Genomic DNA, 13,540 nt, shown 5'->3' on the forward strand with positions numbered 1-13,540 from the left:
CAAATAAAAATTATGAGGCGTGCAGCCATTGTTGTTTTTCTTCTAGTTCTTCATTGCTTTCTTCATAGTCAGGATCAGGTACACAGCAGTCTACGGGACATACCGCAGCGCACTGAGGCTCTTCATGAAAACCCACACATTCCGTACATTTTCCTGATACTATATAAAAGAATTCTTCTGAATAAGGTTCCTGCGGCTCATCACCAGGAATTTCAGACCCGTCTTCCAATTCTACTGCTCCAAGCTCGGTGCCGTCACCCCCAGGCCCAGGTAGCTCCACCTTCATAGATGGCTGTGTTGGGGCATTCGGGCTCGCAAGCACCGCAATTAATGCATTCGTCTGTTATATGTATTGCCATTTTTGATTCTGGTTTTATGATTTAAAAAGTGATTGTGAGGTAGCGAAAGGATATGGATAGCCATGCAGGCGTATGATCCTAGGCTAGTGTGCTAAGGGTAATATGGAAATATTAGCTTAGCAACAACAGCAACAACAACAGCACATGTTGATGTTGATATTGAAAAAAGTACAAAGAATTGATGTGAAGCAAGAAAGGAATTGCTTTGTCGTGCTTCGGAATTCTGATTTGATGTTGTTGATAGTGCTCATTGTTCAGTCAATTTATATTCTCCCTTAGGATCAGGATTTGGCACCTATATCATTTTTGATTGATGGTTGCCAGAGGATCTTTGAGCCTGTCTCTCACCTCTTCTTTATAAATCAACTACTTAATTAGAGTAATTGATACCGTAAAGATAAATAGCTTATTTTGACAACTGCAAACTTTTCCAAGGTATTTTTTGGAAATTTAAAAAATACCGCTCTAAAATACTTTGAATAAGCCTTATCATAAATATTGGATTGTTAGTAAACAGAATATATAGGTTATTGGTTAATATTGACCAGGTAATGAATTCACTATTATAAAAAGTAAACAAATGTCAGTAGACGTAGCATTATTAAAAAAGATATGTGAAGCTCCTGGAGCTCCCGGATATGAAAGCAGAGTAAGGAATCTGATAATAGAAGAGGTAACTCCTCTGGTAGATTCTGTAGAGGTAGATAACCTGGGTAATGTGATTGCTTTAAAAAGGGGCGCTTCATCAGAGAAAAAGGCCATGGTAGCCGCTCATATGGATGAAATAGGCTTTATAGTAACTCATATAGATGATAAAGGCTTTGTCCGTTTTACTACCCTGGGAGGTTTCGATCCTAAAACACTTACCGCTCAGAGGGTAATTATCCATGGTAGGGAAGATGTAATAGGTGTTATGGGTACTAAGCCTGTGCATGTAATGGAGCCTGAAGAGAGAACAAAAATGCCAAAGATTAAAGATTTTTATATTGATCTTGGTATGAGTAAAGAGGAAGTTGAAAAAGTAGTTTCTGTAGGTGACCCTATAACCAGAGAGCGAGAGCTGATAGAGATGGGTAGCTGTGTAAACTGTAAATCATTAGATAACAGGGTTTCTGTTTATATCCTTATAGAGACTTTGAGGAATTTAAAAGATTGCCCTTATGATGTTTACGGGGTCTTTACTGTGCAGGAAGAAGTGGGGATTAGAGGGGCTAATGTAGCGGCTCACACCATCGATCCTGACTTCGGATTTGGTTTGGACACTACAGTAGCTTATGACCTGCCGGGCGCAGCATCTCATGAGAAAATCACTTCTTTAGGAGAAGGAACGGCTATCAAAATATTAGATGCGATGACTATATGTGATTATCGTATGGTGGATTATATGAAGAAAACGGCCACTGATAATGCTATAAAATGGCAGACAGAAGTACTTACCGCTGGTGGTACGGATACAGCCGGATTACAAAGAATGGGTAAGAAAGGGGCGATATCCGGTGCGGTGTCAGTGCCTACCCGCCATTTACATCAGGTAATAGAAATGACTCATAAAGAGGATATTGAGGCTAGTGTTGCTTTATTGAAAGCTTGCTTAGAGTCTCTGGATAAATATGATTGGACACATAAATAAACATAAAATATGAAACGTAAGGCAGGATTAATATTAGGTATACTCTTAATGTCATGTGTGGCAATGGCTCAGAAAACGGCTCATTCGGTACGTGTAGTGGGTATGGTGTTAGATGCAGATAATAGAGAATCTCTGCCTTACGTTAATGTACAAATCAAAGGGACTATGTACGGTACTTCCACAGATAATAGTGGCTATTTTACCGTGTTTTTAAATCCTGGAGATACTCTTAAATTTTCTTCTATAGGTTATAACGAAGGTGTTTTTATTATGCCTTTTGAGTTAACTTCTGACCATTATTCATTAGTACAGTTGATGAGAAAGGAAACCGTACTGCTTAATGAGGTGGTGGTCTTCCCCTGGCCGTCGGTAGATAGTTTTGAAGAGGCCTTTTTAGATACTAAGCCTAAAAAAGGGATGGCAGATCTGGTGCATGAGGTGAGAAGAGATATGCACGAGACGTTAAAAGAAAACCAAAAATCAGATTATTATTATGATCAGATGCGGTATAATCGATTGTATGAGCTTACTGGTCAAATGCCGCCTAATAACTTTCTAAACCCTGTGCGATGGTCTAACTTTTTCAGGGATTTAAAAGAAGGCGAAATCAGCAACAAAAGGAGTGATGAGGATAATGAATAAAAAGCTTTGCTAAAGGCTTAAATCATTGATCTGCCCAGCGCCTGACCTGCAAATACAGCAATAAAGCCTAACACAATACTGCCTATTAAATAGAGCATGGAAGTGGAGTAGGCCTTTTGTTGGAATAGATAGAGATTTTCGTACATAAATGAAGAGAAGGTAGTGAAGCTGCCGCAAAATCCTACTGCAAATACAAGTCTTAGGTGGTCATTAGCTAGGTGGGCTTTGGCTATAAAGCCGAGTAATATTCCTAAGATTAAACTGCCTACTATATTTACTGTAAATGTGCTCCAAGGGTATAAAGATTCAACTTTTCTATCAATAAGGTAGTAGGTGAGGTATCTGCTGGTGCTGCCTAAAAAACCTCCCAGGCCAACTAATAATACATTTTTTAACATCTTACTTTATAGCTTTTCGTGCGCATTTTTTCTTTAGGTACTGTATCACCTGGGGGTAGTCAGTGTGTTCCTGATAGGAGAGGTTGAGGATTTTTCCATTTACAAATTTAATGGCCACTTCTTTAAAGGTGCCTGTAGCAGTTTTTACCACAGATTCTTTCCAAGAGGCTAATTCCTTTAGGGTGTAGTTAACCGTTTGAAAGCGGATAGGGTACTTGATGCTAATTCTGTTTTTACCTACAGTTACCACTTTGTATCCCCATACTACTTTTATTGCCAGGCCTATGCCTATAGGGTATAGCAAGGCTACTAAAGCATATTGATACCACACTGGCCTGCCCTGAAGCATAGTTAGGGTGATGTATGTGGCCAGACCTACAGCTAAAACTATAAATAGGCCTAGTGAAAATAGGGTTCCTTTTTTTGGTTTTGCTACTATCAAGGTGATTTTGTTTAGGTACAAAGAAACAAAAAGGAGAAAAAATCACACCTTAATGTGGAATAAATTACTCGCGCAAAGCATTTAAAAGGCGGTTTTTTCTGTAAAATGATAGAATATGGCACCCGGCACCCAATTTGTTTTCAAATCAGTGGTAACATCTAAACCAAAACCAATTCAACTAAAATTTGAAAGAAATGAAAAACGAAGAAATAATATATACCGATGGTCATGGTGTGAAAATTACCAGAGAGAAGTTTTACACTGAAAAACAAGCGTATAATCTTGATGGGATTACTAATGTAAACTTGCAAAGAATCCCTGCTAGTAAAGTGCCTGGAGTTGTACTTTTTTTACTGGGTTTTCTAGGAATACTTTTGGGATCTATGGAGATGTTTGCTGATGTAAGCTATACTACTGAGGAGGCTATTTACCTTATAGATTCTAATATGCTTTCTATAGGAGTGGGAGTGGTACTTATTTTTGGTGGTATACTGTGGATGATTGTAGCTAAAGATAAATATGCTGTAGAGATAAGAACTGCCGAAGGAGAGAAAAGACCAATAGTAAGTAAAAGTAGAGAATATGTAGCGCACATAGCTGGTTCATTGAAAAAGGCTTATTACAGGTATGTAAAAAAGGAAAAAGTAGAAACAGTAATTGTCAGCTAATAAAATGAATTGTATTAATGCTTAAGCAGGTCTGGTAATATATCAGGCCTGTTTTTTTTATTCTATAGGAAATTGATAAGGTGGGTTTTGTTGCAGTACAGTATCTAGACTTACCTTTAGAATATCTCCCATAGAACTGCATTTTAGGAAATCTTTATTTTTGTAATGGTTGAATAAGTCGGTTTTTAAGGTGTTAATGTTTTCAGGAGTAGAAATAGTGTCTTGTCCCATCACACTTAAAAGGTGTTTTATTTTTACTTTACTGGCTTTATATCGGGTGCCTATGAGAAAACGCTCTTCTTTTTGATATTGCTTTACCGTTTCAGGGGTCATGCAGTTAATGCCCATTTGTATGAGCGGGTTATTTTGCTTGAAGTATTGAGGTAGGTAAATGGACTTTCTGCCTTCGTATGATTGCTGATCAAAATCAATCGCTCTTATTCTATAATCCACATCTTCAAAATCAGGGGTAATGTCTATTACAAAATTGCTGGAATGCATATCACCTAAAAGTCTTACAAAGCACCTCTCATTAAATTTTACAAATTCCTTTGATAGCCTGATCTTATTTACGTTGTCACTATTAATGTGGTGCTTCATAAACTGATCGCCAGGAATCCCCACTATATGTTCTTCTATAAGCGTTTCTCTGTCTACCACATAGCTAATGCGGTTAGGAGATAAAAGGTGCTCTAGCTCTAGCCCATAAATTCTGGAGGCATCAGCATTTTTGATGTAAAAGTAATCAAAGTTATCATTGATCTGATTAACAATTCTGGCCCTAAAAGGCTGCGTGTTTCCATATACACAGAGGTCTATTCTATCTACGAATAAGTGTTGCATTACAGAAAGATCACCATCAGCCTTTATGATGGCATAAATCTTCTTCAGGCTATCATGAATGTGAACCATATCGGCCTGCGGGTAAAATACTGTTTCCCACAAGGTGTCCTTATCATTTTTATCTAATAGAGAGATTGAGTTATTGTATCGCTGTAGATCTGCATAAGAAATAGGCAGATCAATCTCCCTGTCATTCTCTTTAAGGTATTCGTGCAGTTGAGGTGATACAGTATAGGTCTTCTTTTTCTTGCTGATTAGTGCCATTTGCTGTCAGTTTACCTTATCAAATTTAAATATTCTTTTCACTTATGCCTATTTCTATTACAGGTGTAAAGTCTTATTAGGTATATGTGACTTAAGTGTATAAATGTTCATTTAGTTGTGTTTATATTATTTAATTACCTCATATCATTATTTCCGAAAAACGGAACTGAGTTTTATAATGGGATATATTTTATTTGGCATAAGCTTTTGTGATTTCATTAAATATATGATAATCAGTAATTAAAAGTTTTTTATTGAACTTGGTTTGGCTTTTGTAAAACCAAATATTAACAAATAAAAAACTGCAAAAAATGAAAAAATATTACACAACTTTGATAATTGCCATAATAGGATTTTCAGTACAGGCTCAACAAAGATATACGTCAAATAACAACTACACGGGTGCTTGGGAAAACGATGCAACCTGGACTAAAAGTCAAAGCTGGATGGCTAATAACCCAGGAGTGAATGCAGGATCATCCTACATCATTGATATTTTCGGAATCATAACAAGATCAGGCAACCTTACTTTTTCTGGTAGCGCTGCAGTAACACTTACTGATACGCTTTGGGTAGAAGGTGATCTTACAGTTACAGGTGGAGCTACTCTTACTATAGAAGATACTGGCCTTTTAATAGTAGAAGGAAATCTTGATACAGAAGGAGGTACACTTACTGTTAACTATGGTAGAGTAATAGTAAAATCAGATCTTGCTTCTTCTGGTGGATCAGGTATAGAAAACTCTGAGACAGGAGATAATGCTTTCTACGTATTCGGTAGTACATCAAGAAACGGTGGAGCGGAATTTAATGGTAGCAGAGACCCTGAAAATGGTTATTTTTTAACTGAGCAAGATTTATATAATGATGATCCTGCGCTTTATAACTACGTTACTACCGGAACATTACCTGTAGAGTTCTTATATGTAAATGCTGTTTCTGAAAATAACAGTGTGAAAATTGAGTGGGCTACAGGTTCAGAATTAAACAACGACTTTTTTACTATAGAAAGATCAGTAGATGGTCTTACTTTTCAAGAAATAGGCACTGTAAATGGAGCAGGTAACAGCACAGAAACTATAGAGTATCTTTTCGAAGATTTTTCTCCTAACAGTGGAGCAAATTATTACAGAGTAAAACAAACAGATTTTGATGGTCAATATGACTACTCAGAGTTAGTGCACATTTTCAATGAGCAAGTGAGAAGTTTAGAAGTGAGTGCTTATCCTAACCCGGTTACAGATCAGTTGAATGTAAGAGTAGATGGTTTTGGATCAGATGAGGTGAGGGTTCAGCTGACTGACAGCCGTGGTATGAATGTTTTCTCTAAGGCTTATGACTCTAACTTTGACAACGTGGCTCAGATCAACGTATCAGGACTTACTAAAGGAATTTACATAGTGACTTTAAAATCAACACTATACACTTTAACTAAGAGTGTGGTAGTGAGATAAAATATAAAAGAAGCAGTTTTTGTTCAATGGCCTGACTGGTTTACCAGCAGGCCTTTTTATATTTGTACGCATGGATGGGATAGACATGAATAAGGCCAGGCAAGAAATGGCCGAACTTTTAGAATATAGAATGCCTTTTGGTAAATATAAAGGCACTAAATTAATGAAGCTACCTGTAGATTATCTCGTTTGGTTCAAGCAAAATGGCTTCCCCGCCGGTAAGCTCGGACGCTACCTGCAGATAGTGCTGGAGTTTAAAGGTTAACCCTTCCTTCAATTTTCTTTTCCCTCTCATAATATTTTTTGATATTTCCTGTAACCATTCTTGGGAAGTGAGGTATCCAACCCTGAAAATATTAATTAGAAAATCAGAGAGACAATTTGATAACGGATGAAATGCTGATGTCTGCTGTGAAGAATGGAGACCTAAAACAGGCATCCTTTCTTTTTGATAGATACAGTAAGCAGCTATATAACTTCTTTGTGAAGATCACTTTAGATAGAGACCTGGGTAATGATCTTACTCAAAATGTATTCTTGCGAATGCTGAAATACAGGAGTTCTTATAGGGAAGATAAAAGCTTCAAAAGTTGGATCTACCAAATGGCTCGTAATGTATATGCTGATCACTACCGGAAAAACAAGATGCTTTTTTCTGATTTCTCAGAAGCTGAGAATCTTATGGGAACTATGGCGGCAGCTGATGAAAATATTGAGGCTGGCGAACAGGAAAAGCTTTTATATGCCTCTCTATTTAAGCTTAAACCAGAACAGCGCGAAATTATTATTCTCACCAAATTTCAAGGTTTAAAGTATGAGGAAGTAGGGAACATCCTTGATTGTACTGTGGCTAATGTAAAAGTGAGAGTCTATAGAGCTATGAAAGATTTAAAGGAAAAATTCATGCAATTAGAAGGTAGGTAAAATGGAAGAGAAGTATAAAGAACTTATTATTAGATATATAGAGGGAGATCTTGATGCTGCTGAGCAAGAGGAAGTCGCACTGCGCGTTAATCAGGATGGGGAGTGGAAGATCTATTATGAAGAGATGAATAGTGTCTATTCGCTTTTGCAGGCTGATCGTGAATTTGAGCCAGATACTTCACTAAAGGGGCTTTTTGAAAAGGCTATAGCAGAAGAAGAGGGAAATGAGAGGCAGTCAGAACCTATAAGGCAAGTTTATTTTCCTTTATGGAAGGTGGCTGCTGCTGTGGCTTTAGTTATATCTGGTGTTTTTATAGGTGCCTGGTGGATGAAAAATAAGGGTGACGAGCAAATGATGGCTTTGGAAAATGAAATACGGGCTACTCGGCAGCTGGTGTTGCAGTCACTGAACAATCAGAACTCGTCTAGTATGAGGTTGCAGGGTATTAATGTGGCTTATAAAATAGAAAAAACAGATGATGTGATCATTGATGCATTGATACGCACCCTTAATAATGATGATAATTCTAATGTAAGAATAGCTGCTATGGCTGCGTTGGCCAGGTTTAGTGAGCAACCGAAGGTTATGCAGGCGTTATTGGCTTCTATGGAAACACAAACGGACCCGGTAGTGCAGATCAACCTGATTAATCTTATGGTTACTTTGAAGCAGAAGAAGGCTGTTGATAAGTTTCAGGAAATCATTAAAAGCGACAGTACGCAACAAGCCGTAAAAGATGAAGCTTATATGGCTTTGTTTAAAATGATCTAAAAATCAACTCAAATAAATAACAACAGAAAAATCAGTAATAATGAAAAAGAGAAGCATACAGTTCACCGGCTTAGTAGTAATGCTGCTAGCCGTAGTCCCGGCACTCGGGCAGAGTTTTAAAATGCCAATGACTTCAGGTATCTTGTATTTTAATGAGGTTAATGATGTTCAAGTGCAGAGTTATTCTGGTAAAGAGGTGATTATTGAAACCAATCAGGAGTATGAAATCCCTGAAAAGGCAAAGGGGCTTAAGCCTTTAAATGGGCTGGGACTCACTGATAATACAGGTATAGGCCTCGCTGTAAAAGATGATGAGCAAGGGCAGAAAGTAGTGTATCAAATATTGAAGAACTCTAATGTGGGGTATAAAGTGAAAGTCCCAAACGGTGTTAATGTTAAGTTTTCTAATTCATCCATGTTTGGTAAGGATTTTATAGCTACAGATTTTACGGGAGAGTTAGAAGTGAAGTCTTCAGGAGGAAAAGTGGCATTGAATAATGTTTCAGGGCCTATCATTATAAGCACCGTTCATGGAGATGTGGAAGTAGTTTTTGCTGATGATATGAATAAGGAATTGCCAAGTTCTATAAATTCTGCACATGGAGATGTGGATGTTTCATTTTCTAAAAGTGCTAATGTAGATCTGCAAGTAGTAGTGAACTGGGGAGAGGTGTATAGTGGGGTAGATGTTAAGGTGGATGATCTTGGTAAATTGAATACCGCAGGAGAAAAAAAGATAATTGGTAAATTAGGAAACGGAGGAGTGGCGCTATCATTATCCTCAGTGCATGGTAATGTGTATTTACGTGAGAAGTAATCTGATTGTGAGGTAAAATATTAACAGTTAATATCTTATTGAAGGCTGTCAGTCAGGATGAGTATCCTGATATGACAGCCTTTTTTATTTTATTAATCATATGATGGAGCGTAATAGATGTGCTGAAATTATTTTCTGTAATGGAATATTGAATAATTTAAACCAGTATAGTTGATTGATTGGATAACTTTAATTTACTTTCCTGCTAAAATCTAAATTGAATTTCTAAACGTACTATGCTAGGTTCTCCCATTTTAGAAGTGGTAATAGGGATAGTTTTTATCTATCTTTTATTTAGCCTGCTTTCTACTATTGCTAATGAATTAATAGCTTCTATATTCAGGCTAAGGGCTAAAAATCTGCAGTCGGCCATACGTAGAATGCTTGATGATGATAGGAATAAGCAGCAGCTTTCAGAGGATTTTTATAATCATCCGCTTATTAAATACTTAAGCAGAACTGATAAAAGCTTGCCTTCATACATAGAGCCAAAGGCCTTTTCTAAAACATTAATAGAGATAATTCTTACAAGCAGAAAAGTAGCTAAGGTAGGAGATGTTGCTAAAGGAACATCTGATGATATTCTCTATAAAATAGAGCAGCTGGAAATGGAAGGCGATACTATTGAGCTTCTAAAAACCTTTGCTCGTGAAGCAGGTAATGATTGGGATGCTTTTTCTGATAAACTTGAAAATTGGTTTGATCAAACCATGGATAGGGCCAAGGGCTGGTATAACCGCAAGCTCAAGAAAATTACCTTTGGTGTAGGACTGGTTATAGCGATTGCTTTCAATATAGATACTATTCAAGTATATCAGATTCTAAATAGAAATGCAGAGGTGCGAAAGGCAGTATTGGAGTCTGCAGCTAATTATATTGCTTATGCGAAATCAGATTCTACCTATACCGTTGGCGGTGAAATGGATACTACCACTACGGTAGGGCAGGTAAGTAATAAGTTGGGTAAATTTTTAAATGAGCAAATTCAGCCCAATACCAATATGTTAGGTCTCGGCTGGAATGATGAAAGCCTGCGCGGCTGTGGTGCATCCATGTCTGGCATAGCCTGTATTATTATGAAGCTGGGAGGTTGGTTCATTACTGCGCTGGCCATTTCATTAGGCTCTCCTTTTTGGTTTGACCTATTGAACAGGCTGATTAGTCTGCGTGGAGCGGGCAGTAATCCTGAGAAAGAAGGAAGGAAAGAAAACTGAACCGGTAGGCTGATGATGAAGGTGCGTTCCGTCAGAGAAGTCTTTATCAGGGCAAAAGAGCCTTTTGTTCATGAATGGAACAAGAAAGGAATTCTATATGCCAAGCAAGAGCTTCAGGTAGTTAAGGAAGTGAAAGGCGGAGCTATACAAGGCAATAATACCTGGTATGAAGATAAGAATGGTGATTACTATTGGAGTGGAGGCTTCCAAAAAATGAGAAGAACCAGAGCTGATATCCTTTAAGCAGCTGATCGATTACTCACTTTTGGTGAAAATTAATGGTCAGTTGCCAGTATTGAGTTCCAGAAAAACAATAGTGGCCATTTTGGATACGGGCATTCAAACGCACCCTGATCTTGAAAAAGCTGTGATAGAGCAAAAGAATTTTGTGTCAGCTAATGATGGCGTTAATTCACCGTGGCACGGCACTTTTATGGCTGGGATAATAGGGGGGAGAACTGCCCTTACGCGAGGGGTAAAAGGCCTGGCTTCTAACTGTGAGATCCTCGATTATAAAGTGCTCAAAGATACCGGTAGTACTGATATGGATGCCGTGAAAAAGGCACTCGAATACATTTTGCATGGAGGTGGACCGCAGCCAGATATTATCAATATGAGTTTTTCTGTAAGGCCTGGGGTAATAGATTCGCTGATAGCGGAAATAACTGCAAAAGGTATATTAGTAGTAGGTGCCGGTGGTAGAGATAATCTGTTTAAAGATAATAACTGCTCGTTTTTAGCTAAAATACCGGGTGTGATTTCAGTTGGAGCTGCTGAGTCTGTGTATCTAAGTAATAGGCAGAGTAAATACCCTGAGCAGATAGATTTTGTATATCATAACATGAAGCAATGGTCTACTTATACCAGTCCGTCTTTCTATTATCAGGATCAGGGAGATAGCATATATACGGCTATTACCAGTGGCTTGCTGGCCCGAGAAATCTCTTTTGATGACCAGGCTGATGCGCTTTCCCTATTAAAACAAAAGGCCTTTAATATTTCTGAATTCAACCCGGAAACCCTTAAAATATATAAGTTATGAAGCATGTACTGCTTGCTGTGATTATGTGTCTGTCTATTTCAGTGTTGCAGGCTCAAAACCCATATTATGATGCTCTTTTTTTGAAACAATATGGAAGGTTAGAAGATGGAAAAGTGAGCATCGATATTAACGGCATCAGCAGCGCTGATACTTTAATGGTTAATAATGTTTTTGCCAGATATGTGGAAGAAGGTAATACCATTGAGGATATGTTTAACGCTACCAGTGCTAATCCTTTTATCTGGATTGTGCCGGGGCAAAAGTCTCAGGCTTCGTCATCATCCTCTTTTCTTTCTGGGGCGCTCAGCGCTGCCGGAGCGGTAGATGTGACTACTATGGTAGATGGTCTGGCTAAGTTTCTGGTAGAGCGTACTAAACAGGAGTTATCAATCGCTTTTTTTGATAATTTTAAAGATAAGCTGGAAAAAGAAAAGCAACTGAGGTTATTATTTCCAGCTACTCAGTCAGAACCTAATGGTAATAGGAGATGAGATTTATATGTTCTCTGGTTATATAGAAATGTTGCGCGAAGGGTTTAAGAAAGATATTGTCGGCATACTTATCAATATGCGCAAGCTGGTTAATGATGAGTCTATGAAGGCTGCTTTCCAGGCTTACCCACCTTTAAAAACTATACTTTCCGGTGGCTTATACTTGGCAGATCAGATGAAGGATGGTAGTCATATTGGTGATGCGATGCACAGCTATGTTATAGATGATGAAATTCTTGCAGATAGCCTTAATGTAATTCAACCCGATGTTTTTGGAGCTTTAGTCGTGCTTGATTTTGTTTCACAATCATTAAGGTATAATAATCCTGAAAAGAGGTATTGGATCTCTTTTGATGATATGAAAGCGCTAAATGATGAAGTTACTTTTAGAATTTATTTGGGTTTGCTTTATCAGCAATTGCACCTATATGAAAGGGACCGAGATCTTGAGCTTACTTTGGCAGGAAAAGGCGTGCGTGAGCTTTTGGAAGATGGGGCATCAGGACTGGAGAAATTGTATAAATTCAGAGATAAGGTGATCGTCCCGTTGGTGAGTCAAGGGGCTTTGGTAGATAAGAGTTTTAATCAGATAAAAGCATTGAACAATGATTCGGAAAAGGAGGCCGACTATCAGGATTATCATCAGCTGTTTGATGCTTCTTTGAATTTAGTGGAGACCTCACAGGGAGTGTATCAAAGCCTTGCAGATAAAGATGAGCTGGAGCAATTGAGTGTATATACTACTTCGCTACGCTATTTGAGTGATATGCACTTAGATGTAAATGAGCAGCAATATGTTTCCGCTATTTCTGATTTTGCAAGCTGGTATAAGGAGTTCGTAATCGATAAGATTAAAGATGAGCAGCTGAAAGAGAAGCATGAGGCGTTTTTAAAGTCTTTTATTAAGTATGGTAATTTTGCTGCTATAGTAGCTAAAGCGGAAACCAGTGAGGAGGTGCAGCAGGCGATTGAGGCGGTAGCTTTGCCGGCCGGTAGTTCCAGAATAAAAAGGTATACTTCGTTTAATGTGGCGCTAAATGCTTATGTGGGACTTTATGCTGGCTATGAAAATATTGAAGTTAATGATAATGATAACTATCAATTCGCAACTGGTCTGTCGGCTCCGGTTGGAGTAGCTATGAGCTGGGGAGGAAAGGGGGCTTCTTTTTCTGTTTGCTTATCATTAATAGATATAGGCAGTGTGGCATCCTTTAGGTTTAATGATGATGCTACTGAAAGTGTGCCGGAGATACAGCTGAAAGATATTATTTCGCCAGGAATTTTTGGAGTGTACGGCTTCAAAGACGTGCCTCTGTCAGGGGGAGCTGGTTATCAGATTGGCCCCAGGTTACATGAAGTAACAGCTGATAATGCCGATTTGGTTAGTGAAACTTATGGCCGCTTTTCAGTCTTTCTGGCTGTTGATATTCCTATTATTAATTTTCATTCGAAAGCTAAAAAGTAGTTTAAAAAGCATCTAAAGCTTAATGGAAATTCGATTAACCGAAGCAAAGTCATTCTGAGACCTAACATTTATTTTAACCGCACCAAGAAGAATGACCTATCATTAGTTCGAAAGG

The 13,540-nt window shown here is 38.1% G+C and carries 16 protein-coding genes, 1 pseudogene and 1 riboswitch; of the genes and pseudogenes, 13 read left to right on the forward strand and 4 right to left on the reverse strand.

Annotated features, from left to right (window positions below; genetic code table 11):
* Window positions 1-10: 10 nt before the first annotated feature.
* A pseudogene (locus LVD15_RS12265) lies at window positions 11-359 on the reverse strand (4Fe-4S binding protein).
* Between the two features lie 260 nt (window positions 360-619).
* A riboswitch (SAM riboswitch) is annotated at window positions 620-723 on the reverse strand.
* 216 nt (window positions 724-939) lie between these two features.
* On the opposite strand from LVD15_RS12265, the gene LVD15_RS12270 reads away from it, so the two are divergent.
* Together LVD15_RS12270 and LVD15_RS12275 are read left to right on the forward strand one after the other, a co-directional pair.
* On the forward strand, window positions 940-1,989 hold the full coding sequence (locus LVD15_RS12270) for a M42 family metallopeptidase (RefSeq protein WP_233780617.1): 1,050 nt from the start codon (window positions 940-942) through the stop codon (window positions 1,987-1,989).
* Window positions 1,990-1,998: 9 nt separating this feature from the next.
* On the forward strand, window positions 1,999-2,631 hold the full coding sequence (locus tag LVD15_RS12275) for a carboxypeptidase-like regulatory domain-containing protein (protein ID WP_233780618.1): 633 nt from the start codon (window positions 1,999-2,001) through the stop codon (window positions 2,629-2,631).
* 17 nt (window positions 2,632-2,648) lie between these two features.
* Here the strand turns inward: LVD15_RS12275 and crcB are convergent, their stop codons facing one another.
* Window positions 2,649-3,029 (reverse strand): fluoride efflux transporter CrcB, encoded by a 381-nt coding sequence (crcB, locus tag LVD15_RS12280; RefSeq protein ID WP_233780619.1) that lies wholly within the window; start codon window positions 3,027-3,029, stop codon window positions 2,649-2,651.
* 1 nt (window position 3,030) lies between these two features.
* On the reverse strand, window positions 3,031-3,471 hold the full coding sequence (locus tag LVD15_RS12285) for a hypothetical protein (protein ID WP_233780620.1): 441 nt from the start codon (window positions 3,469-3,471) through the stop codon (window positions 3,031-3,033).
* Window positions 3,472-3,665: 194 nt separating this feature from the next.
* Here LVD15_RS12285 and LVD15_RS12290 point away from each other — a divergent pair, with 194 nt between their 5' ends.
* On the forward strand, window positions 3,666-4,139 hold the full coding sequence (locus LVD15_RS12290) for a DUF6232 family protein (protein WP_233780621.1): 474 nt from the start codon (window positions 3,666-3,668) through the stop codon (window positions 4,137-4,139).
* 57 nt (window positions 4,140-4,196) lie between these two features.
* Here LVD15_RS12290 and LVD15_RS12295 read toward each other — a convergent pair whose 3' ends face one another.
* A complete protein-coding gene (locus tag LVD15_RS12295; protein ID WP_233780622.1) occupies window positions 4,197-5,246 on the reverse strand; it encodes a hypothetical protein in 1,050 nt (349 codons plus the stop codon).
* Window positions 5,247-5,557: 311 nt separating this feature from the next.
* Here LVD15_RS12295 and LVD15_RS12300 point away from each other — a divergent pair, with 311 nt between their 5' ends.
* From LVD15_RS12300 to LVD15_RS12345, 10 genes are all read left to right on the forward strand, one after another.
* Window positions 5,558-6,700 carry a T9SS type A sorting domain-containing protein gene (locus LVD15_RS12300; protein WP_233780623.1) on the forward strand — a complete coding sequence of 381 codons (1,143 nt, stop codon included), beginning with the start codon at window positions 5,558-5,560 and terminating at the stop codon, window positions 6,698-6,700.
* A gap of 19 nt (window positions 6,701-6,719) precedes the next feature.
* Entirely contained in the window at window positions 6,720-6,965 is a 246-nt protein-coding gene (locus LVD15_RS12305) for a putative quorum-sensing-regulated virulence factor (protein WP_306416939.1), read from the forward strand.
* A gap of 116 nt (window positions 6,966-7,081) precedes the next feature.
* The gene (locus LVD15_RS12310) at window positions 7,082-7,624 is read left to right on the forward strand and encodes an RNA polymerase sigma factor (RefSeq protein ID WP_233780624.1); all 543 of its coding nucleotides are present in this window, start codon (window positions 7,082-7,084) and stop codon (window positions 7,622-7,624) included.
* Window position 7,625: 1 nt separating this feature from the next.
* The gene (locus tag LVD15_RS12315; RefSeq protein WP_233780625.1) at window positions 7,626-8,396 is read left to right on the forward strand and encodes a HEAT repeat domain-containing protein; all 771 of its coding nucleotides are present in this window, start codon (window positions 7,626-7,628) and stop codon (window positions 8,394-8,396) included.
* 40 nt (window positions 8,397-8,436) lie between these two features.
* Entirely contained in the window at window positions 8,437-9,213 is a 777-nt protein-coding gene (locus LVD15_RS12320; RefSeq protein WP_233780626.1) for a DUF4097 family beta strand repeat-containing protein, read from the forward strand.
* 236 nt (window positions 9,214-9,449) lie between these two features.
* Window positions 9,450-10,427, forward strand: a complete 978-nt coding sequence (locus LVD15_RS12325) for a hypothetical protein (protein ID WP_233780627.1) — start codon at window positions 9,450-9,452, stop codon at window positions 10,425-10,427.
* Window positions 10,428-10,439: 12 nt separating this feature from the next.
* On the forward strand, window positions 10,440-10,670 hold the full coding sequence (locus LVD15_RS12330) for a hypothetical protein (protein ID WP_233780628.1): 231 nt from the start codon (window positions 10,440-10,442) through the stop codon (window positions 10,668-10,670).
* Window positions 10,671-10,695: 25 nt separating this feature from the next.
* A complete protein-coding gene (locus LVD15_RS12335) occupies window positions 10,696-11,469 on the forward strand; it encodes a S8 family peptidase (RefSeq protein ID WP_233780629.1) in 774 nt (257 codons plus the stop codon).
* Window positions 11,466-11,960, forward strand: coding sequence for a hypothetical protein (locus LVD15_RS12340; protein WP_233780630.1), 495 nt, complete (start codon window positions 11,466-11,468; stop codon window positions 11,958-11,960). Before LVD15_RS12335 ends, LVD15_RS12340 begins: the two co-directional genes overlap by 4 nt.
* Window positions 11,944-13,425, forward strand: a complete 1,482-nt coding sequence (locus LVD15_RS12345; protein ID WP_233780631.1) for a hypothetical protein — start codon at window positions 11,944-11,946, stop codon at window positions 13,423-13,425. The genes LVD15_RS12340 and LVD15_RS12345 overlap by 17 nt, the downstream gene beginning before the upstream one ends.
* The last annotated feature ends 115 nt before the right edge of the window (window positions 13,426-13,540 follow it).

The organism is Fulvivirga maritima, assembly GCF_021389955.1.
In the GTDB taxonomy this organism is placed as follows: Bacteria; Bacteroidota; Bacteroidia; order Cytophagales; family Cyclobacteriaceae; genus Fulvivirga; species Fulvivirga maritima.

Coding starts and splice junctions, on each gene's coding strand:
- LVD15_RS12270 (WP_233780617.1), top strand. CDS start 940: ATGTCAGTAGACGTAGCATTATTAAAAAAGATATGTGAAGCTCCTGGA.
- LVD15_RS12275 (WP_233780618.1), top strand. CDS start 1,999: ATGAAACGTAAGGCAGGATTAATATTAGGTATACTCTTAATGTCATGT.
- crcB (WP_233780619.1), bottom strand. CDS start 3,029: ATGTTAAAAAATGTATTATTAGTTGGCCTGGGAGGTTTTTTAGGCAGC.
- LVD15_RS12290 (WP_233780621.1), top strand. CDS start 3,666: ATGAAAAACGAAGAAATAATATATACCGATGGTCATGGTGTGAAAATT.
- LVD15_RS12295 (WP_233780622.1), bottom strand. CDS start 5,246: ATGGCACTAATCAGCAAGAAAAAGAAGACCTATACTGTATCACCTCAA.
- LVD15_RS12300 (WP_233780623.1), top strand. CDS start 5,558: ATGAAAAAATATTACACAACTTTGATAATTGCCATAATAGGATTTTCA.
- LVD15_RS12315 (WP_233780625.1), top strand. CDS start 7,626: ATGGAAGAGAAGTATAAAGAACTTATTATTAGATATATAGAGGGAGAT.
- LVD15_RS12320 (WP_233780626.1), top strand. CDS start 8,437: ATGAAAAAGAGAAGCATACAGTTCACCGGCTTAGTAGTAATGCTGCTA.
- LVD15_RS12325 (WP_233780627.1), top strand. CDS start 9,450: ATGCTAGGTTCTCCCATTTTAGAAGTGGTAATAGGGATAGTTTTTATC.
- LVD15_RS12330 (WP_233780628.1), top strand. CDS start 10,440: ATGATGAAGGTGCGTTCCGTCAGAGAAGTCTTTATCAGGGCAAAAGAG.
- LVD15_RS12340 (WP_233780630.1), top strand. CDS start 11,466: ATGAAGCATGTACTGCTTGCTGTGATTATGTGTCTGTCTATTTCAGTG.
- LVD15_RS12345 (WP_233780631.1), top strand. CDS start 11,944: ATGGTAATAGGAGATGAGATTTATATGTTCTCTGGTTATATAGAAATG.